Raw genomic sequence first — 24,208 nt, 5'->3', positions numbered from 1 at the left:
CGTGCTCGCATATCCGTGTCACGACAACGCCGCAGGTCCCGGACGGCCCAGTGCGGGCTCCGGCCTGGGTGGGCAGCAGCCCATACGGCCGGGCGGCACTGTACGGGATATGTGGTACGGTGCCATCAGCACTTGTGTACGCCCCTTCGATGGGCGCCGGTGCCAGTTCGCATCAGTACCGCATATCGCGCCAGTACCGCTTATTGCGTACCGCGTTCTTCTGCTGCCGCGCCTTTCCTCTCATGATCGGCGATTCGGCTCACCAGCACCACCTCTCCCGGCCCTGGGCCCTGCGGCCCTCCGCACGGGGCGTGACGAAGCACCGCCCCCGCCGGGTCTCTTGTCCGCATGTCCGCGAGACGGCATGCCCGCGAAAGGATTCGCCATGACCACCACACTCGAACGCCCGCCTGCCCAGCAGGAACTGTCCGTCGCCGCCTCCGGTGTCCTCGATGTCACCGGACGGGGGCACGGCCTGCTGCGTACCCACGTGAGGCCGGGCTCCCGCCCGTCGCCCGACGATGTCCAGGTGACGGCTGCTCAGGTCCGCCAGTTCGGCCTGCGTGCAGGTGACTTCGTCGAAGGAACCTGCCCGCGTCCCGGCGCCCCCGCCCGGGTCGACCGGGTCAACGGCCGACCGCCCGAGGCCCTTCGGGGCCGTCGGCACTTCCGCGACCTGACACCCCTGCACCCCCGCGAGCGGCTGCGCCTGGAGACTGCGGGCGGCCCCGCGGCCACTCGCCTCGTGGACCTGGTCGCCCCGGTCGGCAAGGGCCAGCGCGGTCTGATCGTCGCGCCGCCCAGGACCGGAAAGACCGTACTGCTGCAGCAGTTGGCCGCCGCCGTCGCTCAGAACCATCCGGAGTGCCATCTGATGGTGGTGCTGCTCGACGAACGGCCCGAGGAGGTCACCGACATGCGCCGCTCGGTACGGGGCGACGTTCTCGCATCGACCTTCGACCGGCCGGCGAAGGAGCACATCGCCCTCGCCGACCTGGCCGTGGAGCGTGCCAAGCGCCTTGTCGAACAGGGCGAGGACGTCGTCATCCTGCTGGACTCACTGACCAGGCTCTGCCGGGCCCACAACAACGCGGCGGCCTCGGGCGGCCGTACCCTCTCGGGCGGTGTCGACGCCTCGGCGGTGCAGGGCCCCAAGCGGCTCTTCGGCGCCGCGCGCCTCGCCGAGGAGGGCGGCTCGCTGACCATCCTCGCGACCGCGCTGGTCGACACCGGCTCCCGCGCCGACGACTACTTCTTCGAGGAGCTGAAGAGCACCGGCAACATGGAGCTGCGGCTGGACCGCGCCCTGGCCGACCGGCGTGTCTTCCCGGCCGTCGACATCACCCCTTCGGGCACCCGGCACGAGGAACTGCTGCTCAGCGATGACGAGTTGACCGCCGTACAGGCCCTGCGCAGGGCGCTGCGCTCGCGCGACGGGCAGACCACACTCGAAGCGCTGCTCGACAGGATCCGGCACACCCCCGACAACGCCGCCTTCCTGCGCCGGATCCACTCCACGGTCCCCGGCGCCTGACCTCCGGCGCACCGGTTCCCGCTGCTGTCGTCAGCCCGCGAGAGCCGCCGAGACGACGGCCTTCGCCTCCTCCTGGACCTGGCTCAGATGACCGGCCCCCTGGAAGGACTCGGCATAGATCTTGTAGACGTCCTCGGTGCCCGATGGCCGGGCCGCGAACCAGGCGTTCTCCGTGGTCACCTTGATGCCGCCGATGGGCGCGCCGTTGCCCGGCGCCTCGGTGAGCACAGCCGTGACCGGCTCCCCCGCCAGGGTGTCCGCGGTGATCTGCTCGGGCGAGAGTCTGGCGAGCACCGCCTTCTCCGTACGGTCGGCGGGTGCGTCGATCCTGGCGTAGGCGGGCGCGCCGAACCGCTCGGTGAGCGCCGTGTAGTGCTCGGACGGGGTCTTCCCGGTGACCGCGAGGATCTCGGAGGCGAGCAGGGCCAGGATGATGCCGTCCTTGTCGGTGGTCCACACCGATCCGTCGCGGCGCAGGAACGAGGCTCCGGCCGACTCCTCGCCGCCGAAGCCCAGCGAGCCGTCCACCAGCCCGTCCACGAACCACTTGAATCCGACGGGTACTTCGACCAGTTCCCGGCCGAGATCGGCCGCGACCCGGTCGATCATCCCCGACGAGACCAGTGTCTTGCCGATGCCCGCTCCCGCGGGCCACTGCTCCCGGTGCGGGTACAGATACGAGATCGCGGCCGCCAGATAGTGGTTGGGGTTCATCAGCCCGGCGTCGGGCGTGACGATGCCGTGCCGGTCGGCGTCGGCGTCGTTGCCGGTGGCGATCCGGTACTCCTCGCACCGCTCGATCAGCGACGCCATCGCGTACGGGGACGAGCAGTCCATCCGGATCTTCCCGTCCCAGTCCAGGGTCATGAAACGCCAGGTCGGGTCGGCGAGCGGGTTGACCACGGTCAGGTCGATCCGGTGCTGTTCGGCGATGCGGCCCCAGTACGCGACAGAAGCGCCGCCCAGCGGATCGGCCCCGATCCGCAGACCGGCGGCGCGCACCGCGTCCAGGTCGACGACGGCCGGCAGATCGCTCACGTACGCGTCGAGGAAGTCGTAGCGGCCGGTCGTGGCAGCGGCCAGCGCCCGGGTGTACGGGAGTCGGCGCACGTCCTTGAGACCGCCGGCGATGATCTCGTTGGCGCGGTCCTGGATCCAGCCGGTCGCGTCGGATCCGGCCGGGCCGCCGCTCGGCGGGTTGTACTTGAACCCGCCGTCGGCGGGCGGGTTGTGCGAGGGGGTGACCACCACACCGTCGGCGAGGCCCGTGGTCCGGCCGCGGTTGTGGGTGAGGATGGCGTGCGAGACGGCCGGGGTCGGGGTGTACCCGTCGGCGGAGTCGATGAGCAGGGTCACCCCGTTGGCCGCGAACACCTCGATGGCGGTCACCCTGGCCGGCTCGGAGAGCGCATGGGTATCGGCGCCGACGAAGAGCGGGCCGCTGGTCCCCTGCCGGGTGCGGTACTCGCAGATCGCCTGGCTGGTGGCCGCGATGTGGTCCTCGTTGAACGCGGTGGCGAAGGACGAGCCGCGGTGCCCCGAGGTCCCGAACGCCACACGCTGGGCGGGCTCGTCGGGGTCCGGGTGCAGCGCGTAGTACGAGGTCACCAGCCGCGCGACATCGGTGAGGTCCTCCGGTCGCGCCGGCTGTCCCGCTCGTTCGTGCGCCATCTGCTCACTCCTCCGCTTCGGTCGTCACGCTCAGTTTGTCAGCTCATCGTCCCGGGTCTGCGGCGTGTTCGGAGGATGACCCGCCGGACGGCTGCCCGGCTACGTGGACGGGCGGGTCGGCCGGACGGCACGGACGGGCGGTCCTCGGTGGCGCCGTGCCGGTGTTCCTCGCCGGGCGGGCAGGCCGCCGTCTCACCCGGGTGGGCCTCGTACACAGTCTTCTCAGGGGCGTGCGCCATCCCCGTACGAGAGCGGACTCCCGCGTAGAGCCGCTCCGGTCACACCCGGCGGGCCACGACGAGACGGCAGTTGGGGCTGCCGTCCGGGCGCCGGCCGAACTCCTCCAGCGGCAGCAGCTCGACCGCGAACCCGGCACGGACCAGATCGTCCCGCACGGCGCCCAGCGGAAAGGTCCGGTAATACATGACGAACCGCGGCCGCCACACCAGGTTGCGCACCCGCATCACCGAGTCGAAGCCGAGCAGCGTCCAGTACAGCGGGTCGCGGAAGGACTGCGGCGCCCCGATGGGGAAGGCGAAGATCCCGCCGGGCCGCAGCACGCGGTGCACCCCGGCGAAGAGGCGGGGGCGTTCGGCGGGCAGGAAGTGACCGAACGCGCCGAAACTCACCGCCAGATCGAAGGCGTTCCGGAACGGGAGCTCCCGGGCGTCGGCCCGCAGCCACTCGGCCTCCGGCGCTCCCGCACCGGTCTCCGGCACCCCCGCATCCGCCTCCGGCGCCCCGGCATCCGCCTCCGCCAGACGTGCGGCTGCCAGCATCCCCGCACTGAAGTCGACCCCGGTGACACGCTCCGTGCAGAGCGGGCGCAGCACCCGGACCCCCGCCCCTGTCCCGCAACAGACATCGAGCCCGGCCCCGAACGGGCCGAGCGGGCGCAGAGCGCCGCCGACCGCGTCCAGGACGCGGTCGGGTGTACGGAACGGAGTCCGGTCGAATGTGGGCGCCAGGAGGTCGTACCCGTGCTCGATCGAGGAGAGCGCCTGCACCGTCAGCTCCCGGAAGGTCGGGCCCTGCGGGGAGAACGGCCGGCCCGCCCCCGCCAGCTGGGCTGCCGCACGGGAGAGGAGCGTCCGGGCGCCGCGGTGCGCGGGCTCTTCGGCGAGTGAGGGCATGGGCCGGGCCACCTTTCGGAGTCTTCAGATTACGCGGACGAGCAGGCGTGGCCGGCGCCGTTCTTGCGGGCGCCCGACGGGGGTGATTCAGTGGTACGAAGATATGAATCGTGATTCATACCATCGTGTCAGACCGTACCGATCCAGACCGTAACCGGGGTTCAGACCATGGCCTACCGACCGACGGCCCGTACCGAGGCGACCCGTGCCGCCCACCGCGAGCGGCTGCTCGAAGCCGCCCGCGGCCTGCTGGCAGAAGGGGGCTACGCCGCCGCCGGTGTCGCCGCGCTGGCGGCGCGAGCCGGTGTCTCGACCGGGAGCGTGTACAACCACTTCGCCTCCAAGCAGGAGCTGCTGGCGGCGGTCTTCCGGCACACCGCGGGTCATGAACTCACCGCGGTACGCGAGGCGGTGCGGGCCGAGGACTCCGCGGCGGCCCGGCTCACGGCCCTGGTCGAGGTCTTCTCGTACCGTGCGCTGAAATCTCCGCGGACCGCCTGGGCGCTGCTCGCGGAGCGGGTGGATCCGCTGGTGGAGGCGGAGCGCCGTACGTATCGCAGCGGGTACCACGGGCTGGCCGACGAGATCATCGCGGCCGGGGTCGCCGGGGGTGAACTGCCCGAGCAGGACCCCGGTCTCTCGGCCGCGGCGGTCATCGGCGCGATCGGTGAGGCGCTGCTCGGACCGCTCTCGCCGGTCGGCGACCAGCAGGAACCGGGGCCCGTGGTCGCCGCGATCACCTCGCTCTGTCTCCGGGCCGTCGGCGCCCGGCACCCGGGCTGATCCCCCGTCACACCCCTCTCCGGCCGCCTCCCGGCAAGCCACCTCCCGGCAAGCCACCTCCCTACAAGCAGGCAACAGACAGCAGACAGGATCCAGTTATGACGGAGCACTCCTTCCCCGCCGCCGGACTCCCGGCCGCCCCCGCACCGCGGCTCACCCACGAGGTCGTCAACCAGGTGCCGCCCCGCGTCGGTGTCGACGAGTACGGGGCCAACACCCCGCTGACCGCGGCCGTCCAGGAGTTCGGCGCGGCCCATCACGCACCCGAGCTGCACGCGATCGGCGCGCTCGTCGGCTCCGAGGAGTTCCAGGGCTGGGCCGAACTGGCCCACACCAGCCCGCCCGTACTGCGGACCCACGACCGGTACGGCAACCGCGTCGACGAGATCGACTTCCACCCGGCGTACCACGAGGTGATCGGCGCCTCGGTGCTCCACGGCACCCACACCGCGGCCTGGGCCGACCCCAAGCCGGGCGCGGCGGTGGCGCGGGCGGCCTCCTTCATGCTGTTCGCCCAGATCGAGCCGGGTCACGCCTGCCCGATGTCCATGTCGCACGCCGTGGTGCCGGTCCTTCAGCGGGACCCGGATGTGGGCCGCGACTGGCTGCCCGGTCTGTTCAGCCGTACCTACGACCCGCGGCTGATCGCGCCGGACCGCAAAGCGGGGCTGACCTTCGGGATGGGGATGACGGAGAAGCAGGGCGGCTCCGACGTACGGTCCAACACCACCCGGGCGGTCCCGCTCCCGTCGGATCCGGACGGCCGGGCCCATCTGCTCACCGGCCACAAGTGGTTCTTCTCGGCCCCGCAGTCCGACGCGTTCCTGGTCCTGGCGCAGGCCGAGGCGGGGCTCACCTGCTTCCTGGTCCCCCGGGTGCTGCCCGACGGCACGCGCAACACGGTGCGCATACAGCGCCTCAAGAACAAGCTGGGCAACAAGTCCAACGCCTCGTCCGAGGTCGAGTTCGACGGCACCTGGGCCCAGCAGGTCGGCGAGCCGGGGCGCGGGGTGCCGACCATCATCGAGATGGTGAACCGCACCCGGCTGGACTGCGTGCTCGGCACCACTGCCGGTATGCGGCAGTCGCTGTCGGAAGCGGTGTGGCACGCCACCTACCGCACCGCCTTCGGTGCCCGGCTGGTGGACCAGCCGGCGATGACCGCTGTCCTCGCCGATCTGGCGCTGGAGACGGAGGCCGCCACCTGGACCTCGCTGCGGCTGGCCACGGCGTACGAGGAGGAGAGCGGCGAGTCCGAGACGGCGTTCCGGCGGCTGGCGACCGCGGTGTCCAAGTACTGGATCTGCAAGCGCGGCCCGCAGCACGCCTATGAGGCCCTGGAGTGCCTGGGCGGGAACGGCTACACCGAGGACTGGCCGCTGGCGCGGCGCTACCGCGAGCAGCCCGTGATGGCCGTGTGGGAGGGGTCGGGCAATGTGATCGCGCTCGACGTCCTGCGCGGTATCGCCAGGACTCCCCGCTCGCTCGACGCCTTCTGGGGCGAGCTGGCGAAGACGTCGGGGGCGCATCCGGTGCTCGACGCGCACATCGGGCGGCTGCGTCGGGAGCTGACCGCCGACCTGCGCGACCCGGTCGCCGCACAGACCCGCGCGCGGGCCACGGTCGAGGGGATGGCACTGGCGCTCCAGTCCTCGCTGATGCTGCGGTACGCACCGGAGGCGTCGGCCGCCGCCTTCATCGGTGCCCGGCTCGGCGAGGACCGCGGACACCAGTACGGCGTCCTGCCGCGCTCCACGGACGCCGCGGCGATCGTGGCGCGGCACTCCGGTACGCCGGGAGCGGCCCCTGCGTGACGAAGGGCATCAGTCAATATTTTGCGTGCTCTCCTTTGTTTCTTGCGCAGACTCATAGACTTCCTGCGGAACCACTTCTAGCCTTTCGGCGTCCGCAGAAGCCACGAGCCGCAAGGACGTAAGCCTGTGACACCTCCCCCCAGACGCCGCCTGCTCCGCCGCGGCCTCTCCGTATCGCTCTCCATGGCACTCGCCGTGGCCGGAACGGCCGCAGCGATGGTGCTCTCCAGCGCCCCCGCCGCCCGCGCGGCCGGGGTGCCCGCCCCCTCCCCCGTGGGCATCTCCGGCCGGGGCGCCACCGTGCCCTTCAAGGAACAGGAGGCCGAGTACGCCGCCACCAACGGCACGCTGATCGGCCCCGACCGCCTCTACGGCCACCTCCCGTCGGAGGCTTCGGGCCGTCAGGCGGTGACGCTCGACGCGACGGGTGAGTACGTGGAGTTCACGCTCACCGCACCGGCCAACGCGATGTCCTTCCGGTACTCGCTGCCCGACACGGCGGACGGTGCGGGACGGGACGCCTCCATCGATCTGAAGGTCAACGGCAGCCGGCTCAAGAGCGTGCCGGTCACCTCCAAGTACAGCTGGTACTACGGCGGTTACCCCTTCAACAACAATCCGGGCGACACCAACCCGCACCACTTCTACGACGAGACGCGCACCATGTTCGGCTCGACCCTGCCGGCCGGGACCAAGGTCCGCCTCCAGGTCGCTTCGACGGCGCAGTCACCGACCTTCACCATCGACCTGGCCGACTTCGAGCAGGTCGCCGCACCGATCGCCAAGCCGGCCGGCGCGCTGGACGTGGTGAGCGACTTCGGCGCCGATCCGACCGGGGCCGCCGACTCGACCGCGAAGATCCAGGCGGCCGTGGACGCGGGCAAGGCGCAGGGCAGGACGGTGTACATCCCGCAGGGCACCTTCCAGGTACGGGACCACATCGTGGTCGACAAGGTGACGCTCGCCGGGGCCGGCCCCTGGTACAGCGTGCTGACCGGCCGCGACCCCACGGACCGCAGCAAGGCCGTGGGTGTGTACGGGAAGTACGCGTCGGCGGGCGGCAGCAGCGGCGTCACGCTCAAGGACTTCGCCATCATGGGCGACATCCGGGAGCGCGAGGACAACGACCAGGTGAACGCGATCGGCGGGGCGCTCTCGGACTCCACGGTCGACGACGTGTGGATGCAGCACACCAAGGTCGGTGCCTGGATGGACGGCCCGATGGACCACTTCACCGTCAAGAACAGCCGCATACTCGACCAGACGGCGGACGGCGTCAACTTCCACATGGGCGTCACCAACTCCACCGTGACCAACACCTTCGTACGCAACACGGGTGACGACGGGCTGGCCATGTGGGCGGAGAACACCCCGAACGTCAACGACAAATTTACGTTCAACACCGTGGTGCTGCCGATCCTGGCGAACAACATCGTGACCTACGGCGGCAAGGACATCACGCTCTCCGACAACGTGATGGCGGACACCATCACCAACGGCGGCGGCCTGCACATCGCCAACCGCTACCCGGGCGTCAACTCCGGTCAGGGAACGGCTGTCTCCGGCACCACAACAGCCGCCCGCAATACGCTGATCAGGACCGGGAACAACGACTTCAACTGGCAGTTCGGGGTGGGCGCCGTCTGGTTCAGCGGCCTCAACGAACCGGTGAACGGCAACATCAACATCACCGACAGCGAGATCCTGGACAGCTCGTACGCCGCGATCATGCTGATCGAGGGTGCGACGAACGGCCTGCACTTCAAGAACGTGAAGATCGACGGAGCAGGCACCTACGCCCTCCAGATCCAGGCACCCGGCACCGCCTCCTTCACCGATGTCACCGCCACCCACATCGCTCAGCAGAACCCGATCCACAACTGCATCGGTTCCGGCTTCGAGATCACCCAGGGCTCTGGGAACTCGGGCTGGTACGCCGACCCGCCGGTCTGCACCGGCACCTGGCCGGCCCCGGTGTGGACCAACGGCGGCGTACCGCAGGGCGGCGGCACGACCGACCCGCCGACCGATCCCCCGACCACACCTCCCACCGACCCGCCCACCACTCCGCCGGCCGACCCGGGCAACCTCGCCCAGGGCCGTCCGGTCACCGAATCGGGGCACGCCGATGTGTACACGGCGGCCAAGGCGGTCGACGGCAACGCCGACACGTACTGGGAGAGCACCAACCACGCCTTCCCGCAGACCCTGACGGTGGACCTCGGAGCGGCGAAGGCCGTGAAGCGGGTGGTGCTGAAACTGCCCCCGTCGGCGGCGTGGGCCACCCGTACCCAGACCCTGAGCGTCTCGGGGAGCACGGACAACTCCGCGTACAGCACGCTCAAGGCTTCGGCGGACCACACCTTCGATCCGGCGAGCGGCAACACGGCCACGCTCACGCTGCCGGGGACGGCGGTCCGCTATCTGCGGGTGACCGTCACCGCCAACACCGGCTGGCCCGCCGCACAGCTCTCCGAACTGGAGGCGTACACGAGCTGACCGGCGCGGCGTCCCGGCCGGACCGTCCACCGGTCACCACGACTGCGCCCGCCGTGCGGCACCCGCAGGGCGGGCGTAGCCTCGTCGTGTACGTCCCACCGGCCTTGACCAGGCACATCTCAGGAGGCGACGTTGACAGGACACCGCATGGCCAGGCCACTGGCGGCGGGCGCGGCAGCAGTCGTTCTGACGATCGCTGCGGGCAGCTCAGCCGTGGCGGACGGCGGGACAGGGTCGCTGCCGGCCCAGGAGATCGCCAACAAGGCACATGACGCCCTCTACGGGACCTCATCGCTGCACATCAGCGTCCACGGGCGCTTCGGTTCCAGGGGCACCCCCACCACCATGGACCTCACCCTCGACCGGCAGGCCAACTGCCGGGGCTCGGTGAGTCTGGGCGGACAGGGCTCCGTCCAGATCATCAAGCGGGGCGGCAAGGTCTGGATCAAACCGGACGCCGCCTTCTGGAAGAACCAGGTACCCGGAGGCGACGCGGCCCGGTCGGTTCTGCACGGCCGCTATCTGACCGGGTCGTCGCAGAGTCCGCCGCTGCAGGGCCTCGCGAACGTCTGCGACCTGGACTCGTTCCTCAAGACCAGCACCGAGTCGGGTACCTCCGGCGGCGCCCCGCTGACCAAGGGGAAAGTCACGAAGATCCATGGAACCGAGGTCGTCCCGGTCAGCGCGGAGCGCGGCGGCCGGCTGGAGACCCTGTACGTGGCGACGCACGGCAAGCCCTATCCGGTGCAGGTCTCGGTGAAGGCCAAGGACCGGACCACCCTGGCGACCGTGGGGTTCTCCGGCTTCGACAAACCGGTGCCGTCGAGCACACCCTCGCCCGACCAGGCGGTGGACATCTCGAAGCTGCGGACCCAGGTGGGCCCGGCCGCCTCCACCTGAGGACGCGCGCGGGTGGGGAAAGCCCTCCCGTACGGACTGACGCCGGGGACCTGGCCGCGACGGCCCGGTCCCCGGCGTCCCTTCCGTACGGCTCAGGCCGCGCCCCGTCCGGTACGGCGGCGCACCGCCAGGGTCACGCCCGCACCTCCGACGACCACGGCCGCCAGCACGCCCGCGGTCAGCAGACCGGGCTGGGATCCTCCGCTGCCGGAGAGGTCCTGGAGGGCGACGTTCTGCCGCTGCGGGTCGGTGATCTCGGCGGCGACCGGTGCCACCGGCCTGATCGGGCCGGCCGACTTGACGGAGCCGTCCTTGTTCAGGAGCACCTGCTTGCCGTTGGGGTGCCGGAAGTCGAGCATGCCGGCCAGCGATCCGGCCCGGGTGTCGAAGGAGTGGTCCCCGATGCGTTCGGTGTGCCAGTTCTCCTCGACGAACTTGATGATGGAGGTCTGCTCGGTCCGGGTGTGGTCGATCTTGTTGACCTTGCCGAACGGCGAGATGACCATCAGCGGCTGCCGGGCGCCGGGCCCGCACCGGTCGGCATAGCCGCCCGCGGCCTTCGGGCCCTTCCGGCAGGCCGGTGAGTCCACCGTCCTGCCGTTCGTCTGCTTGCTCGTGTCCCGGGAGCCGTTGCTCGGCTTGGCGTACACGTGGTCGTACCAGCCGTCCGAGTCGTCGTAGGCGAGGACGACCGCGGTGTCCTTCCACTGCGGGGCCTGCTGGATCTTGTTGATCTGGCCGATCAGGAAGTCCTGTTCATCAGCGGGGTCGGAGTATCCGGCGTGCCCGTCCTGGTAGGAGGGGGCCTTGAGGAAGCTCACCGACGGCAGGTGGCCCGACTTGAGGGCGGCGTCGAAGTCCGTCAGGTCGTAGTTGTGGTTGGCCTGTCCGGCGTGACCGATCTCGGCGACCGACTTGGGCGCCACGTGGTGCGGGTTCGCCGTCGACCGGTAGTACTGGAAGGGGTCGTGGTGGGGGCTGTAGTCCACGACCTGCTCACCGCCGACGTTGGCGTGCGTGGTGCCCCCGCACTTGGCGAGGTGGTCCGATGTGCCGTCCCACGGGGTGCTCGGCCGGAAGCCGCCCTGGAACCATCCCCAGCTGACGTGCTTCGCGTTGAGGCGGTCGCCGATGTTCTTGCCGCCCAGCTCGGCGAGGGAGGACTTGCTGGTGTGGTCGTTGCCCGAGCAGTCGTCGTAGGCCGGGTCCGGGTCGGTGATCATGGTGCCGACGCCGTGCGCGTCCGGCGACGCGACCGCGGCCGGGTCCGGCTTGTCGGTCCGCTTCGGATGCTCGGTGGACGAGGCGGGGTCGGTGGAGACCACACCATGGGTCTGGCCGGAGACCAGCTCGATGGCGCCCGGTGTCGAAGGGCCGTACGCCGAGCCGAAGGAGTTGTCGTTGAGCGCGTAGTGCTGGGCGTAGTTCCACAGGGCGGTGACGGTGTTGCCGTCGTAGTAGTCCATCGCCAGGCCGGGTTCACCGAAGAGGTTGCCCGAGCACTTTCCCGAGTCGGTGTTCTGGACGAACTTGTCGGCCTTGCCCGCGTTGTACGCGTACTGCTCGGGGCCGTACGAGTGGTTCTGGTCGCAGGTCATGGCCTGGTCGGGGGTGAGCCGCTTGGGCAGGTACTGGTTGGGGTTCTTGTCGAGCAGCCCGGCCGTACGGAGGTTGTCGATGTCGTGCGGGGTGCGCGGGGACGGGGTGAACTTCGTGCCGTCGGTGTTCGCGGCGTGCGGGTAGGTCGCGAAGTAGTGGTCGAACGAGATGTTCTCGTCGAAGAGCACCACCAGGTGTTTGACGGGTGTCGCCGTGGCACTCCCGTGATGCGCTGTGGCGGGCGCCGCCGCCCAGGCGGGCGCGGCGCCGCCGAGTACGGTCAGCGCGGCGGCGCCGGCCAGCGCTCCCCAGCGTCGCGCGCCCGCTCCTCTGCCCTTGCTGCCCATGCGGTTCCGCCTTCCACGTCCGACGGTGCACCCTGTCATGCACCTCTCAATATGCTGACACGATGCAACACCATGACACGGGAGTGAACATCTGGCATCCGGTGGGAAAACAAAATTGAGCAAACAAACTGTTGAGCAGCGTGCTTGGCGAGGACGGCCCGTCAGGAGCCGTACCAGGAGGGGCCGTCAGGACGACCGTCGTACGTCGCAGAGCGCCGCGATGTCCGCCAGCCGCTCCACCAGTCCGCTCAGAGCCGCGTTCACCTGCTCGCGCCGGGCGCGGCCGAGCCGGGCGGGCGGGGTCCAGTGCCCGTCGTGCTCCTGTCCGTCCAGCACCGCCTGGGTGCGGTCGAGTTCACCGTCCAGCTCCTTCAGCCGCGGGTACCTGCCGGTGAGCACCGAGCGCAGCCGGGACAGGACCACCCGGGTGCCGTCGAGATTGGCGCGGGCCGTCGCGAGACTGCTGCCGCTGCCGTAGTCGGTGCGGCCCGTCAGCTCGAACTGCACGGTGTTCTCCAGGATTTCGTGCGCCCGCAGCCCGAGGTCGAGCGGGTCCATCCGGGCCTGCCCCCATGCCGTACGCAACTCCCCCACATCCTTGACCAGCCGGTCGGCGAACGGCCGCAGAGCGGGGGTGGACTCGCCGTGCCACAGCCCGTACTCGATGCGGTGGAAGCCGGTGAAGTCCCGGTCGTGGACGCCGCCCGACAGCCCCGCGGTGGTTCCGTTGATCGCCGCGTCGGCGTCGCCGAACGTGCCGTAGGCGGCGCCCAGCCGCTCGTAGTCGAGGTGCGCCGTGAGCCAGGCCTTCCTGGCCCGTGCCGGGTCGCCGGAGCGGATCGCGGTGCCGAGCTCACGGGTGTCGCCGAGGAGGGTGCCCATCCGGCCGGTGACCCACTTCTGGTAGCTCAGGGTCGGCGGGATCAGATCGTGCTGGCTGACGGGCACGGCCGCGGGCCCGCCGCCGCTGCCGGTACCCGGCACCCGCACGGTGGGCCCGGTGACGGATGCGGCGTCGTCGGGGAAGCAGCCGAAGGCGTAGGAGCCGGCCGCGATGGTCGCCCGCAGCGCCCGGGTGGTGCCGGGACCGAGCCCCTCCACCTCGCCGTAGACCGCGCCGCTCTTCGCGTCCTTCAGATACACCTCGACGGGGGTGGTCGACGTGTTGTGCACATCGAAGACCTGGGTGCCGGGGCGCGGGTCGCTCCAGCCCGTACCGCAGCTGCCCGCCGAAGCGTCGACGGCGGTGTGCGGCAGGCCGTCGGAGTGCGCGGCGGCGGAGTGGCCGCCGCCGCTGAGCAGTCCGGCGGCTCCGGCGCCCGCGAGCGCCAGCGCGGCGGCCAGTGCCGCACCGCCGATGACCAGCGCCCGGCGCGGACGGCGTACGGGCTCGCTGGGTACGGTCTTGCGGTCCGGCACACCGGCCTCCTGACGCAGCAGCACGCGGAAGAACGACATCGTAGACCCGCGGTGGATCAGCGGGACGGGGTGGTGGCGTCCTCACTGTCCCCGGAGGGCCTCGGGATCACCCGCCCCGCCGCAGTCACCGCCCGCCCGGCTCCTCGTCGGCGGCCCGCCGCTTTCCGGACGGACGCGCGCGCACGTGCATCCGCTCCCCCTGCTGGCCGAAGAGGCTGAGGAACTCCACGGGCTCCGGGCCTGCGGCGGCCCAGGCGTGCGGCGTGCGGGTGTCGAACTCCGCCACCTCGCCCGCGGTGAGGACCAGTTCATGCTCGCCCAGGACCAGCCGGAGCCGCCCGGACAGGACGTACAGCCATTCGTACCCCTCATGCACCCGGGGTTCGAGCTGGTCGGCGGTCCGCCGCCCGGCCGGGATGATCTGCTTGTACGCCTGCAGTCCTCCGAGGTGCCGGGTCAGCGGGATGAAGGTCATTCCGTACCGGTGGACCGGGCGCGGATGGACGCGCGGGTCACCGGTCGGCGGGGCGTCGACCAGCTCGTCCAGCTGTACCCCGTACGTCTTCGCCAGCGGCAGCAGCAGCTCCAGCGTGGGTTTGCGCCCTCCTGACTCCAGACGCGACAGCGTGGAGACCGAGATCCCCGTCTCCTCGGCCAGCCGGCCGAGGGTGAGGTCGCGCTCCCGGCGCAGCGCCCGCAGCCTGGGGCCCACCGCCGTGAGCGCGGATTCCAGGTCGTCGCCCGTCATGCTTTCGGCCATGTTCCGCTCCTTCCGCCCGTCCTGTCCCCGGGCCCTTCTTATTTGCCATCTCGGCAATGGATTTTGTCAAACGGAACGGCACTGGTGGACCATCTTGCACAGATGGAGGTAACGCACATGAGTGACGAAACAACACAGAACATCCCTGGTGCACCGGGTCGGCCGGATTTCGATGTCGTGGTGGTCGGCGGTGGCGCCGCCGGGCTCAGCGGGGCGCTCGCCCTCGCCCAGGCGCGGCGCTCCGTGCTGGTGATCGACGCCGGGCAGCCACGCAACGCACCGGCCTCCCATGTCCACAACTACCTCTCCAACGAGGGGATCTCACCGGCCGAACTACTGACGCGGGGACGTGCGGAAGTGCGGGAACACGGCGGACGGATCCTGGAGGGCAGGGTCCTGACCGCCGGGCACCGGCCCGCGGGAGATTTCCGGCTCGGGCTCGCCGACGGGTCGGAGGTGACGGCCGGGCGCCTCCTTGTGACCACCGGGCTGACCGACGAGCTGCCCGCCGTGCCGGGGCTCGCCGACCGCTGGGGCCGTGAAGTGCTGCACTGCCCCTACTGCCACGGGTGGGCGGTCCGCGACCGGCCCATCGGGATCCTCGCGAGTGGTCCCATGGCGGTGCACCAGGCACTGATGTGGCGTCAGTGGAGCGCCGACATCACGCTGTTCCTGCACACGGCGCCGGAGCCGACCGACGAGGAGTACGAGCAGTTGGCCGCGCGTGGCATCGGCGTGGTGGACGGCGAGGTCACCGGAGTGGAAGTGACGGCCGACCGGCTCACCGGAGTGGTCCTGGCCGGCGGCCGGGTGATCAGCCGTCAGGCCCTGGTGGTGGCACCCCGCTTCACCGCCCGCGCCGGGTTCCTCTCCGGTCTGGGGCTGGAAGTCACCGAGCAGGAGATGGCGGGGCAGGTGATCGGCTCGTACATCGCCGCTGATCCGGCCGGGGCCACGGGGGTGCCCGGTGTGTGGGTGGCGGGCAATGTCACCTCCCTGACCGAGAACGTGATCGGCTCGGCAGCCGCCGGAATGCGCGCGGCGGCGGCGATCAACACCGACCTGATCACCGAGGACACCCGGCACGCGGTCGACGCCCGCCGGGCCCCCGGCCTGGCGCCCGGAGGCACCGGACAGCGGGCGGGCGAGCAGGCCGCGGAGCCGGCGTTCCCCGCCGCCGAGCCGGCGTTCTCCGCGGCGATGGAGCGGGAGGTCTGCACGCGCGTACTGGGCGACCGGCGGCACGGCCTCTGACCGGCCTCGTTGGTAACCTCCCCGGGTGACGATCGCAGCAGAGGCGGATGAACCCGCGCAGGGGGAGCCCGCAGCCGGTTCCGCGCAGCCACGCCAGTTCATCGTGACGGTGTACGGCCTGTACTCAAGGGCCGGCCTGGACTCGGAGACCGGCGCTCACGCGGAGTCCGGAGGCGGCGGCTGGCTCTCGGTGGCCACCCTGATCGGGCTCCTCGCGGACCTGGGTATCGAGGCTCCCGCCGTACGGTCGTCGATCTCCCGGCTGAAACGGCGGGGCCTCCTGCGGTCCGAACGGCGGAACGGCTCGGCGGGGTACGCCCTCTCCGATGAGGGCCTCGCGGTCCTGCGGGAGGGCGACCGCCGGATCTTCCGCAGGGAGCGCGCGACACCGGACGACGGGTGGCTGCTGGCGGTCTTCTCCGTACCGGAGTCCGAGCGCAGCAAGCGGCATCTGATGCGTTCCCGGCTGACCCGGCTCGGGTTCGGCACGGCCTCGGCGGGCGTCTACATCGCTCCGGCCCATCTGTACGGCGCCACGGCCGAGATGCTGCGCCGGCTGGACCTGGACGGCTACGCGGATCTCTTCCGTGCAGACCACCTGGCGTTCGGCCCGCTGGACGAGAAGGTCCGTGAGTGGTGGGACCTGGACCAACTGGAGTCCCTGTACGGCGAGTTCGTACGGAAGCATGCCCGGGTACTGGACCGCCTGCCGACCGGCGCCGGGGCGGAAACGGACTCCGGGGCGGGATCCGGAGCTGATCCCGGGGCGGATCCCGGCGCGGCCGAGCGGGACGCCTTCGTGGACTACGTACGTGTACTGACCGACTGGCGGCAGCTCCCCTACCTCGATCCGGGCCTCCCGGCGGAGCTGCTCCCGGACCACTGGGTGGGCATCCGGGCCGCCGAGCTGTTCTTCACGCTCCAGTCCCGGCTTGAGGCCGGTGCGCGCGCCCATGTCACCCGGGAGTCCGGCCACGGCCGGGGCCGGGCCGGGAGCTGACGGGCGGGGTCACGGAACCCGGAAAGCCCGCCGGTAGGCGCCGGGGGTCGTTCCCGTCCGGGCGAGGAAGCGGCGGCGGAGGTTGACCGCCGATGTGAGGCCGACCCGGGCCGCGACCGCCTCGACCGGCAGGTCCGTCTCCTCCAGCAGGGTGCGGGCCGCGGCCACCCGCCGGGAGAGCAGCCAGGCGCCCGGACTTGTGCCGAGCCGGTCGGTGAAGCGCCGGACCAGGGTGCGGTACGAGACACCGAGGTGAGCGGCCAGATCGTCCACCGACAGAGGTTTCCCGAGGTGTTCGTCGGCCCATCCGAGCAGGCCGTCGAGCGCGTCCCCGGGCGGCGGCGGGGGCGCGTGCCGCGCCTCGCCGCCCTCGCGATGCGGCGGCAGCACCATGTGCCGCGCGAGCAGGGCTGCGTACGCGGCCCCGTGGTCGTTCCGGACCAGATGCAGACACAGGTCGAACCCCGCACCGGCTCCGGCGCTGGTGGCGACGTCGCCGTGATCCACGTAGAGCATGCCCGGCTCCACCCGCACCTGGGGGAACTCACGCCGCAGCTGTTCGGCCCGCGCCCAGTGCGTGGTCGCCGAGCGGCCGTCAAGGAGACCCGTGCGGGCCAGCGCGAACACACCCGAGCAGATCGTCACCAGCCGCGCTCCTCGTGCGTGTGCCTGCAGCAGCGCCTGGTGCACAGGGCCGGACAGCGGCTCCTCAACCGGCAGCCAGCCCGGGATGATCACGGTGTCCGCTGCCCGGAGTGCCGACAGGTCCCGGGTGACGGACATCGCGTACCCGGCGGTGGTCGGTACCGGCCCGGGTGTCTCCGTACACACCTCGAACGCGTAGTGCTGCGGCACCCCGGGCCGCTCCGTTCCGAAGATCTCCACGGCGCAGCCGAGTTCGAACGTCGACTGCACCGGACGTACCAGGGCCACCACACGATGCATGGCATGAAAATACCCCTCGTTGTCAGCGGAGGCCCTGTCCGGTACCGGCCCGCCCACGGCACTGTTTCCGGCATGCACACTGAGATCCTCGCCCAGGAGGGCTACACCTCCGTCACCGTCGACGAATCCCCCGTCCGGGAGCTGTTCCCCGGGATCCGGCTGCGTCCCCTGTGGACGGGACCGGCCGGCGCCAAAGCCAACGTGCTGGAGATGGAGCCAGGCACCTCCTGGCCGACCCGCGATGTCCATGAGCCCGGCCCGGAGGAGGTCTACGTCGTCGCCGGCACCTTCAACGACGGTGCACGCGACTACCACCCCGGCACCTTCCTGCACGCCCCGGCCGGATCGTGGCACGTGCCGTCGACCACCACCGGCTGCACCCTGTTCGTCTTCTATCCGGAGGGCTGAGAGCCCTCAGAGGTCCTGACACGACTGCGCACGAGGCGGGGCTGCCCGCAGCCGTGGAGCCGCGGCGGGCAGGAGCGATCCGGCCGGTCTTCCACGGCTTCGGCCCACGGGCGTTACCGCGCCCGGCGGACCGGCCGACGCAATCCGATCAGCCGCGTCAACAACCCCGCGGGTCAATACACCTAGCGCGCGCTCCACCCGCCGTCGAGCGAGAGCGACGTACCGGTGACGAACGCGGCCTGCGGGGTGCAGAGGTAGGCGACGGCCTCGGCGACCTCGTCCGGTTCGACGAGACGCTTGAGCGCCGACTCCTTCAGCAGCACCTCGCTGACCACCCGCTCGGGCGGGATCCCGTGGGCCTCGGCCTGGTCGGCGATCTGCCGTTCGACCAGCGGGGTACGGACATACCCGGGGTTCACACAGTTCGAGGTCACACCGTGCGGGGCGCCTTCGAGCGCCGCGGTCTTCGAGAGCCCTTCAAGACCGTGTTTGGCCGACACATAGGCGGACTTGTACGCGGAGGCGCGCAGCCCGTGCACCGACGAGAGGTTGACGATCCGGCCCCAGCCCTGTCCGTACATGTGCGGGAGCGCGCCCCTGATCAGCCGGAAGGGGGCTTCCAGCATCACGGTGAGGATGGTGTGGAAGACCTCGGGCGGGAACTCCTCGATCGGCCGCACGAGTTGCAGGCCCGCGTTGTTGACGAGGACGTCCGTACCGGCGGCGGCCCGCTCCGCCGCATCGAGGTCGGTCAGGTCGAGCCCGTACGGTTCGACGGCGCCGGGCAGCCCGGTGGCCCGGCCCGCCAGCGCTTCGAGCCCCGCCCCGTCGAGGTCGACGGCTCGCACCGTGGCCCCGGCCGCGGCGAGGCGGAGCGCACAGGCGGCACCGATACCGCCGGCGGCCCCGGTGACCAGTACGGTACGGCCCGCGAGATCCAGGGCAAGCGGGGCGGGAGCGGGAACGGAATGCGCAGTCATGGGGCCACAGCCTAAGGGCCGTCCCGTCGTTCCTGGCGGGCGCACGAGGGGTTACTGGACCGCCCTCAGGCGTCGGCGGCGGGAGTGAAAGTGGCTGGTTCGAACCAGGTCGGGCCTTCGCTGAGGGCCCGCTTGATCCGGGACAGCGCGAAGTCGGCAAGCTCCGGCAGGGCGTCGACCGGGAACCAGCCGACGTCCAGGGACTCGTCGTCATTGACCCGGGGCGCTCCCCCGGTGGCCCGGCAGAGCAGGCTGATGTCCATGAACTGGCAGTGGTCACCGTTCGGGTACTGGATCTTCTTGAGCGCCTGGACGAGGAGGACCCGCTCCACCACGCACCGTACGGCCGTCTCCTCGTAGACCTCCCGGACCGCCGTGTCGGCGGGCTGCTCGCCCGGCTCCGGGATACCTCCGATGATCGCCCACTTGCCGGTGTCGGCGCGCCGGTTCAGCAGCACCCGCCCCTCCTCGTCGAAGACGATGGCACTCACGCCGGGCAGCAGAAGCAGCTGGTGGCCGGCGGTGGCGCGGATCTCTCGGATGAAGTCAGGAGTAGCCATGCCCCGACCCTAATGCCGCGGCGGGTACCGGTTCCTGTCCGGTACCCGCCGCTCAGCCGCGCTCCCTCACGCCTTGCGCCGCTGCACCGAGCGGGTGACCGCCCAGCCGAAGCCGCCCGCGGCGAGCGCCACGAGCAGCCACTCGGGGAGCGTTCCCATCCGGGTGGCCGGGGTCTGCGCCGAGCGCTTCGGCACGTCCGCGACCAGCGCGTCGGCGGTGAACATTCTGGTCTTCTGCGCAACCGAACCGTCCGGCCTGATGACCGCGCTCACCCCGGTGGTGACGGGGACCATCACGGCCCTGCTGTGCTCGACGGCCCGCACCCGCGACATCGCGAGCTGCTGGTAGGTCATCTCGCTGCGGTCGAAGGTGGCGTTGTTGCTGGGTACGGAGATGATCTGCGCCCCCGCCCGCACCTGGTCCCGTACCGCCCAGTCGAACGCGGCCTCGTAGCAGGTCACAGGGCCGACCCTGGTGCCCGCCATGTCGAAGTCGGCCGCCTTGTGCCCGGGTACGAAGTCCTTGCGGACCAGGTCCACGTCGGAGCTGAACAGCCGGAAGAACGACCGGTACGGCATGTACTCGCCGAACGGCTGGAGCTGGCGCTTGTTGTACGTGTCGACCGGGCCCTTCCTGGGGTCCCAGAGGATCTGCTGGTTGAGCGGCGAACCCGCTCCGTTGTCCGGGGTGACGACAGCGCCGACCGAGATGGGCGCCTTGATCGCCTTGGCCGCCTCGTCGATCGCGTCGTAGGCATCGGCGTTGAGGTACGGGTCGATGTCCGAGGAGTTCTCCGGCCAGAGCACCAGGTCGGGCTGTTCGGCCCGGCCCGCCTTCACATCGGCGGCCAGCTTCAGCGTCTCCTTGACATGGTGGTCGAGCACCGCGCGCCGCTGGGTGGCGAAGTCGAGTCCCATCCGGGGCACGTTCCCCTGGATGAGGGCGACCGTGGCCGTCCCGTCCTGCGCGCCGGTGCTGACCAGCGGGAGCGCGGCGAATCCGGCCGCGACCGGCGCGACGGCGAGGACGGCCGCGGTGACGATCCCGCGGTCCGCGAAACGCCGCAGATCCGCCCAGCGGCGTACCAGCTCCCCCAGACCGAAGCCGCACAGGACGACAGCGAAGCCGAGCAGTGGTGTCCCGCCGACCGCGGCAAGCGGCAGGAAGACCCCCTCGGGCTGTCCGAAGGCCACCTTCCCCCAGGGGAATCCGCCGAACGGCACCCGGGCACGGGCCGCTTCGACGGCGATCCACACCGCGGCGGCCCAGAGCGGCCCGAGCGGCAGCCGGGAGACGTACGCGATCCCCGCGCCCGCGACCGCGATGAAGAGCGCTTCGACCGCCGCGAGGCCCAGCCAGGGGCCGGGGCCGACCTCGACGCCCGTCCAGACCAGGAGTGGCAGCAGATAGCCGAGGCCCGCCAGATAGCCGAGGCCGAGTCCGGTACGGGCGCGGCGCCCGTACAGGGCCGCCCCCAGCACGGCGAAGGCGAGGGGCGCCAGCCACCACAGAGGCCGCGGCGGGAAGCTGGCGTACAGCAGGAGACCGGACGCCGCGGCGGCGACGGGCCGTACGAGACGACGGGCCAGCCGCCGTGCGCGTGGCTCTTCGGCGGACGGCGGGGCGAGCCGCTCGGACTCGTCCGTGGGTGTGGTGGGGGCGCTCACCAGGCGGAGTCTACGGTGGCGCGCTGTGCGTACGGCAAGCGCGGGCAGCGGAAAGCGGCGGACGGATGCTCCCGGGCGAAGCGCGCGCCGGGTGGGGCCGGGGTGGACCGGTGCCAGCTGTACGTCAGCCGCCGGGGACGGGCGTACGGCAACCGGCGGGACGGCCTCCGTACCCGGCCGGCCGCTCCCGGCGGCCGTCAGCCCGGCGAGAGACGCAGCCGGTCGCGGATGATCCGTACGGCCGCCTCCGCGTCGTCGACCGTGACGGTGAAGCTCCGGCCGTCCCCCAGGGTCAGGACCAGGCCCTCCCCGCGGCGGACCACCACGGCGGTCCCCTTCTCGGGGCGCCACCGGTATCCCCAGCCGCCCCACTGGCGCGGGGTCACGGCCGGGTCGAAGTCGGCGCCCACCACGTGGTCGAGCAGGATGCGGCGGCGCGGCAGACCGATGTAGCCGCAGCGCACTTCGAAGGAGTGCTCGTCGACCTTCACGGACACATGGACGAAGGCGAGCGTGCCGTAGAGCATCAGCAGGCCGACCAGCACACAGCCGATCACGGCCATCAGCAGCGGCGCGCGGTCCGCCGTCCAGGCGGAGTCCACAGCCAGCTCGATCCCGAGCGCCAGGCACGCGGCCCCGGCGAACGAGAGCAGCCACTGCACATGGTTGGTCGCCTGGCCGGTCCAGACCCGGGGGCCGGGCTCGCTGTGGTCCCTCATGCGTAGCAGCCTACCCACCTTCCGCGGAGGCGGCGGGGCTCAGGCGGAGGGCGCGGCGCTCAGAGCGCGGGGCTGACGGCCTGGAGCAGGCGGCCTTCCAGATAGGTCAGCGCGGCGGCCGGAAGCGCTCCCTCGCGTCCGCTGAGGAGCACGGTCAGGCGGGCGCCAGGTGCGCCGTCCGACGTGGATCCGGCCCCGGTACGGCGGAGTGCCTGGGCGGCCACCGCCCCGGCCGAGCCGTACAGCTCGGCACCGGGGCTGCCCTTGCGCCTGACGGCGTCCGCGATCCGCTCGCCGACCAGTTCGTAATGGGTGCAGCCGAGGACGACGGCCCTTACGCCGGACGGGGTGAGCGCGGACGCCGCGGCCACGGCCTGGTCGATGGCGGCCTCGTCGGCGTGCTCGATCGCGTCGGCGAGGCCGGGGCAGGGCACTTCGGTGACGTCGGCCCTGCCTGCGAACTCGCGGATCAGTCCGCGCTGGTAGTCACTGCCGGTGGTCGCCGGGGTCGCCCAGATCGCGACGGATCCGCCGTCGACGGCGGCCGGCTTGATGGCGGGCACCGTGCCGATGACCGGGATGTCCGGTTCGAGCGCGGCGCGGATGGCCGGGAGGGCGTGCACGGATGCGGTGTTGCAGGCGACGATCAGGGCGTCCGGCCGGTGGGCGGCCGCCGCGCGGGCCACGGCAAGGGCGCGGGCGGTGACGTCGTGGGGGGCGCGCGGCCCCCAGGGCATGCTGCCGGGGTCGCTGGAGAGCACCAGATCGGCGTCGGGCTGCTGGCGGCGTACGGCGGCGGCGGCCGCGAGCAGGCCGATTCCGGAGTCCATGAGCGCGATCTTCACCCGGTCACCCTAGTCGACGGCTCGTCGCGGCCCGCCCCGGTGGGGCAGACTTCGCCGGATGAGCGCCCTTGCCTGGATCGCCGTGTGTTCGCTGGCCGTGTGGATGTGGCTCCTGCTGGGGCAGGGCCTCTTCTGGCGTACCGACCAGCGACTTCCGCCGCGTGCCGCCCCCGCCGACTGGCCGTCCGTGGCCGTGGTCGTACCGGCCAGGGACGAGGCCGGTGTCCTGCCGCTGAGCCTCCCCTCGCTGCTGGCCCAGGACTATCCGGGCGAGGCCGAGGTCTTCCTGGTCGACGACGGCAGCTCGGACGGGACCGGCGAACTGGCCGCGCGGCTCGCGGCACACCACGGCGGGCTCCCGCTGACGGTCCTCTCCCCCGGTGAGCCGGAGCCGGGCTGGACCGGGAAGCTGTGGGCGCTGCGGTACGGGATCGGCCGTGCGCGTGCCAGGGAACCGGAGTATCTGCTGCTGACGGACGCCGACATCGCCCATGCGCCGGACAGTCTGCGGGAGCTGGTGGCCGCCGCCGGTTCGGCACGGCTCGACCTGGTGTCCCAGATGGCGCGGCTGCGCGTGACGAGCTTCTGGGAGCGGCAGGTCGTCCCGGCCTTCGTGTACTTCTTCGCCCAGCTGTATCCGTTCCGGTGGATCAACCGGCCGGAGTCCCGGACAGCGGCCGCTGCCGGGGGCTGTGTGCTGCTGCGGACCGAGGCGGCCGAGCGGGCCGGGGTCCCGGACTCCATCAGGCAGGCGGTCATCGACGATGTGTCGCTGGCCCGTGCGGTGCGGCGCAGCGGCGGCCGTATCTGGCTGGGGCTGGCCGAGCGGGTGGACAGTGTGCGCCCGTACCCGGCCCTCGGCGACCTGTGGCGGATGGTGTCGCGCAGCGCGTACGCCCAGCTCAGGCACAGCGTCCTGCTGCTGGCCGGCACGGTGCTCGGTCTCGCCCTGATCTATCTCGCGCCGCCGCTCACGCTGGCCGCCGGGCTGCTGTGGCGCGACGCCCCCGCCGCGGGGGCGGGCGGGCTCGCCTGGCTGGTGATGGCGGGCACCTATCTGCCGATGCTGCGCTACTACCGGCAGTCGCCGCTGCTCGCCCCCGCGCTGCCGTTCACCGCGCTGCTGTATCTGCTGATGACGGTCGACTCCGCGGTGCAGCACTACCGCGGGCGCGGCGCGGCATGGAAGGGGCGGACCTACTCCAGGCCGGAACCCGAGCCGGGACCTGAGCCGACAGCGGAACCCGAGCCGGCCCAGGAACCCGAGCCGGCGCCGGGCGCCGCACCGGTACCGGGCGCCGGTGCGGCGGACTGCCGGGCCGGGCTCGACGTCCCTCCCGAGGCGGCGCGGGAGCTCTGAGCGCCGCTCC

General features: G+C 71.6%; 20 protein-coding genes. 9 read left to right on the top strand and 11 right to left on the bottom strand.

Annotated features, from left to right (window positions below; genetic code table 11):
- Positions 1-385: 385 nt before the first annotated feature.
- Positions 386-1,534 (top strand): transcription termination factor Rho, encoded by a 1,149-nt coding sequence (gene rho, locus ACWGKJ_RS29595; protein ID WP_385029634.1) that lies wholly within the window; start codon positions 386-388, stop codon positions 1,532-1,534.
- Between the two features lie 30 nt (positions 1,535-1,564).
- On the opposite strand, the gene pgm is transcribed toward rho, so the two are convergent.
- Both pgm and ACWGKJ_RS29585 read right to left on the bottom strand, forming a co-directional pair.
- On the bottom strand, positions 1,565-3,205 hold the full coding sequence (pgm, locus tag ACWGKJ_RS29590) for a phosphoglucomutase (alpha-D-glucose-1,6-bisphosphate-dependent) (protein WP_385029631.1): 1,641 nt from the start codon (positions 3,203-3,205) through the stop codon (positions 1,565-1,567).
- Between the two features lie 278 nt (positions 3,206-3,483).
- The gene (locus tag ACWGKJ_RS29585; RefSeq protein WP_385029628.1) at positions 3,484-4,338 is read right to left on the bottom strand and encodes a class I SAM-dependent methyltransferase; all 855 of its coding nucleotides are present in this window, start codon (positions 4,336-4,338) and stop codon (positions 3,484-3,486) included.
- A 168-nt stretch (positions 4,339-4,506) separates the two neighbouring features.
- Here ACWGKJ_RS29585 and ACWGKJ_RS29580 point away from each other — a divergent pair, with 168 nt between their 5' ends.
- The 4 genes from ACWGKJ_RS29580 to ACWGKJ_RS29565 all read left to right on the top strand — a co-directional run bounded on the left by ACWGKJ_RS29580 (position 4,507) and on the right by ACWGKJ_RS29565 (position 10,334).
- Positions 4,507-5,121 (top strand): TetR/AcrR family transcriptional regulator, encoded by a 615-nt coding sequence (locus ACWGKJ_RS29580; RefSeq protein ID WP_385029625.1) that lies wholly within the window; start codon positions 4,507-4,509, stop codon positions 5,119-5,121.
- A 98-nt stretch (positions 5,122-5,219) separates the two neighbouring features.
- Positions 5,220-6,935 (top strand): acyl-CoA dehydrogenase family protein, encoded by a 1,716-nt coding sequence (locus tag ACWGKJ_RS29575; RefSeq protein WP_385029622.1) that lies wholly within the window; start codon positions 5,220-5,222, stop codon positions 6,933-6,935.
- 126 nt (positions 6,936-7,061) lie between these two features.
- Positions 7,062-9,434, top strand: a complete 2,373-nt coding sequence (locus ACWGKJ_RS29570; RefSeq protein WP_385029619.1) for a discoidin domain-containing protein — start codon at positions 7,062-7,064, stop codon at positions 9,432-9,434.
- Between the two features lie 147 nt (positions 9,435-9,581).
- The gene (locus tag ACWGKJ_RS29565; RefSeq protein WP_385029616.1) at positions 9,582-10,334 is read left to right on the top strand and encodes a hypothetical protein; all 753 of its coding nucleotides are present in this window, start codon (positions 9,582-9,584) and stop codon (positions 10,332-10,334) included.
- A 92-nt stretch (positions 10,335-10,426) separates the two neighbouring features.
- On the opposite strand, the gene ACWGKJ_RS29560 is transcribed toward ACWGKJ_RS29565, so the two are convergent.
- The 3 genes from ACWGKJ_RS29560 to ACWGKJ_RS29550 all read right to left on the bottom strand — a co-directional run bounded on the left by ACWGKJ_RS29560 (position 10,427) and on the right by ACWGKJ_RS29550 (position 14,447).
- On the bottom strand, positions 10,427-12,280 hold the full coding sequence (locus tag ACWGKJ_RS29560) for a phospholipase C (protein ID WP_385029613.1): 1,854 nt from the start codon (positions 12,278-12,280) through the stop codon (positions 10,427-10,429).
- 186 nt (positions 12,281-12,466) lie between these two features.
- Positions 12,467-13,738 carry an EfeM/EfeO family lipoprotein gene (locus tag ACWGKJ_RS29555; RefSeq protein WP_385029610.1) on the bottom strand — a complete coding sequence of 424 codons (1,272 nt, stop codon included), beginning with the start codon at positions 13,736-13,738 and terminating at the stop codon, positions 12,467-12,469.
- 85 nt (positions 13,739-13,823) lie between these two features.
- On the bottom strand, positions 13,824-14,447 hold the full coding sequence (locus ACWGKJ_RS29550; RefSeq protein WP_385029670.1) for a helix-turn-helix domain-containing protein: 624 nt from the start codon (positions 14,445-14,447) through the stop codon (positions 13,824-13,826).
- Positions 14,448-14,576: 129 nt separating this feature from the next.
- On the opposite strand from ACWGKJ_RS29550, the gene ACWGKJ_RS29545 reads away from it, so the two are divergent.
- A complete protein-coding gene (locus ACWGKJ_RS29545; RefSeq protein WP_385029607.1) occupies positions 14,577-15,713 on the top strand; it encodes an NAD(P)/FAD-dependent oxidoreductase in 1,137 nt (378 codons plus the stop codon).
- A gap of 31 nt (positions 15,714-15,744) precedes the next feature.
- Entirely contained in the window at positions 15,745-16,713 is a 969-nt protein-coding gene (locus ACWGKJ_RS29540; protein WP_385029667.1) for a PaaX family transcriptional regulator, read from the top strand.
- A 9-nt stretch (positions 16,714-16,722) separates the two neighbouring features.
- Here ACWGKJ_RS29540 and ACWGKJ_RS29535 read toward each other — a convergent pair whose 3' ends face one another.
- Positions 16,723-17,658 (bottom strand): GlxA family transcriptional regulator, encoded by a 936-nt coding sequence (locus ACWGKJ_RS29535; RefSeq protein ID WP_385029604.1) that lies wholly within the window; start codon positions 17,656-17,658, stop codon positions 16,723-16,725.
- A 72-nt stretch (positions 17,659-17,730) separates the two neighbouring features.
- Here ACWGKJ_RS29535 and ACWGKJ_RS29530 point away from each other — a divergent pair, with 72 nt between their 5' ends.
- Complete coding sequence (locus ACWGKJ_RS29530) at positions 17,731-18,066, top strand: cupin domain-containing protein (protein WP_385029601.1); 336 nt, start codon at positions 17,731-17,733, stop codon at positions 18,064-18,066.
- A 182-nt stretch (positions 18,067-18,248) separates the two neighbouring features.
- Here ACWGKJ_RS29530 and ACWGKJ_RS29525 read toward each other — a convergent pair whose 3' ends face one another.
- The 5 genes from ACWGKJ_RS29525 to ACWGKJ_RS29505 form a co-directional block, all read right to left on the bottom strand.
- Positions 18,249-19,046 (bottom strand): 3-hydroxybutyrate dehydrogenase, encoded by a 798-nt coding sequence (locus ACWGKJ_RS29525; RefSeq protein WP_385029598.1) that lies wholly within the window; start codon positions 19,044-19,046, stop codon positions 18,249-18,251.
- Positions 19,047-19,111: 65 nt separating this feature from the next.
- A complete protein-coding gene (locus ACWGKJ_RS29520) occupies positions 19,112-19,606 on the bottom strand; it encodes an NUDIX hydrolase (protein WP_385029595.1) in 495 nt (164 codons plus the stop codon).
- Positions 19,607-19,672: 66 nt separating this feature from the next.
- Complete coding sequence (gene lnt, locus ACWGKJ_RS29515) at positions 19,673-21,274, bottom strand: apolipoprotein N-acyltransferase (RefSeq protein WP_385029592.1); 1,602 nt, start codon at positions 21,272-21,274, stop codon at positions 19,673-19,675.
- Positions 21,275-21,471: 197 nt separating this feature from the next.
- Positions 21,472-21,993 carry a hypothetical protein gene (locus ACWGKJ_RS29510; protein ID WP_385029589.1) on the bottom strand — a complete coding sequence of 174 codons (522 nt, stop codon included), beginning with the start codon at positions 21,991-21,993 and terminating at the stop codon, positions 21,472-21,474.
- 59 nt (positions 21,994-22,052) lie between these two features.
- Positions 22,053-22,838 carry a glutamate racemase gene (locus ACWGKJ_RS29505; protein WP_453315865.1) on the bottom strand — a complete coding sequence of 262 codons (786 nt, stop codon included), beginning with the start codon at positions 22,836-22,838 and terminating at the stop codon, positions 22,053-22,055.
- Positions 22,839-22,896: 58 nt separating this feature from the next.
- Between ACWGKJ_RS29505 and ACWGKJ_RS29500 the strand changes: the two genes are divergently transcribed.
- Positions 22,897-24,198: a glycosyltransferase gene (locus tag ACWGKJ_RS29500; RefSeq protein ID WP_385028203.1), complete on the top strand. Its 1,302-nt coding sequence runs from the start codon at positions 22,897-22,899 to the stop codon at positions 24,196-24,198.
- Positions 24,199-24,208 lie beyond the last annotated feature (10 nt).

The organism is Streptomyces sp. NPDC054757 (assembly GCF_053612185.1).
This window is presented reverse-complemented; position numbering and strand designations above follow the sequence as displayed.

Excerpts from the sequence above, each read along its gene's own strand:
- ACWGKJ_RS29510 (WP_385029589.1), bottom strand. The coding sequence starts at position 21,993 with ATGAGGGACCACAGCGAGCCCGGCCCCCGGGTCTGGACCGGCCAGGCG.
- ACWGKJ_RS29520 (WP_385029595.1), bottom strand. The coding sequence starts at position 19,606 with ATGGCTACTCCTGACTTCATCCGAGAGATCCGCGCCACCGCCGGCCAC.
- ACWGKJ_RS29530 (WP_385029601.1), top strand. The coding sequence starts at position 17,731 with ATGCACACTGAGATCCTCGCCCAGGAGGGCTACACCTCCGTCACCGTC.
- ACWGKJ_RS29545 (WP_385029607.1), top strand. The coding sequence starts at position 14,577 with ATGAGTGACGAAACAACACAGAACATCCCTGGTGCACCGGGTCGGCCG.
- ACWGKJ_RS29585 (WP_385029628.1), bottom strand. The coding sequence starts at position 4,338 with ATGCCCTCACTCGCCGAAGAGCCCGCGCACCGCGGCGCCCGGACGCTC.
- ACWGKJ_RS29555 (WP_385029610.1), bottom strand. The coding sequence starts at position 13,738 with ATGTCGTTCTTCCGCGTGCTGCTGCGTCAGGAGGCCGGTGTGCCGGAC.
- ACWGKJ_RS29565 (WP_385029616.1), top strand. The coding sequence starts at position 9,582 with ATGGCCAGGCCACTGGCGGCGGGCGCGGCAGCAGTCGTTCTGACGATC.
- ACWGKJ_RS29500 (WP_385028203.1), top strand. The coding sequence starts at position 22,897 with ATGAGCGCCCTTGCCTGGATCGCCGTGTGTTCGCTGGCCGTGTGGATG.
- ACWGKJ_RS29535 (WP_385029604.1), bottom strand. The coding sequence starts at position 17,658 with ATGCATCGTGTGGTGGCCCTGGTACGTCCGGTGCAGTCGACGTTCGAA.
- rho (WP_385029634.1), top strand. The coding sequence starts at position 386 with ATGACCACCACACTCGAACGCCCGCCTGCCCAGCAGGAACTGTCCGTC.
- ACWGKJ_RS29580 (WP_385029625.1), top strand. The coding sequence starts at position 4,507 with ATGGCCTACCGACCGACGGCCCGTACCGAGGCGACCCGTGCCGCCCAC.
- ACWGKJ_RS29550 (WP_385029670.1), bottom strand. The coding sequence starts at position 14,447 with ATGACGGGCGACGACCTGGAATCCGCGCTCACGGCGGTGGGCCCCAGG.
- ACWGKJ_RS29525 (WP_385029598.1), bottom strand. The coding sequence starts at position 19,046 with ATGACTGCGCATTCCGTTCCCGCTCCCGCCCCGCTTGCCCTGGATCTC.
- ACWGKJ_RS29560 (WP_385029613.1), bottom strand. The coding sequence starts at position 12,280 with ATGGGCAGCAAGGGCAGAGGAGCGGGCGCGCGACGCTGGGGAGCGCTG.
- ACWGKJ_RS29575 (WP_385029622.1), top strand. The coding sequence starts at position 5,220 with ATGACGGAGCACTCCTTCCCCGCCGCCGGACTCCCGGCCGCCCCCGCA.
- pgm (WP_385029631.1), bottom strand. The coding sequence starts at position 3,205 with ATGGCGCACGAACGAGCGGGACAGCCGGCGCGACCGGAGGACCTCACC.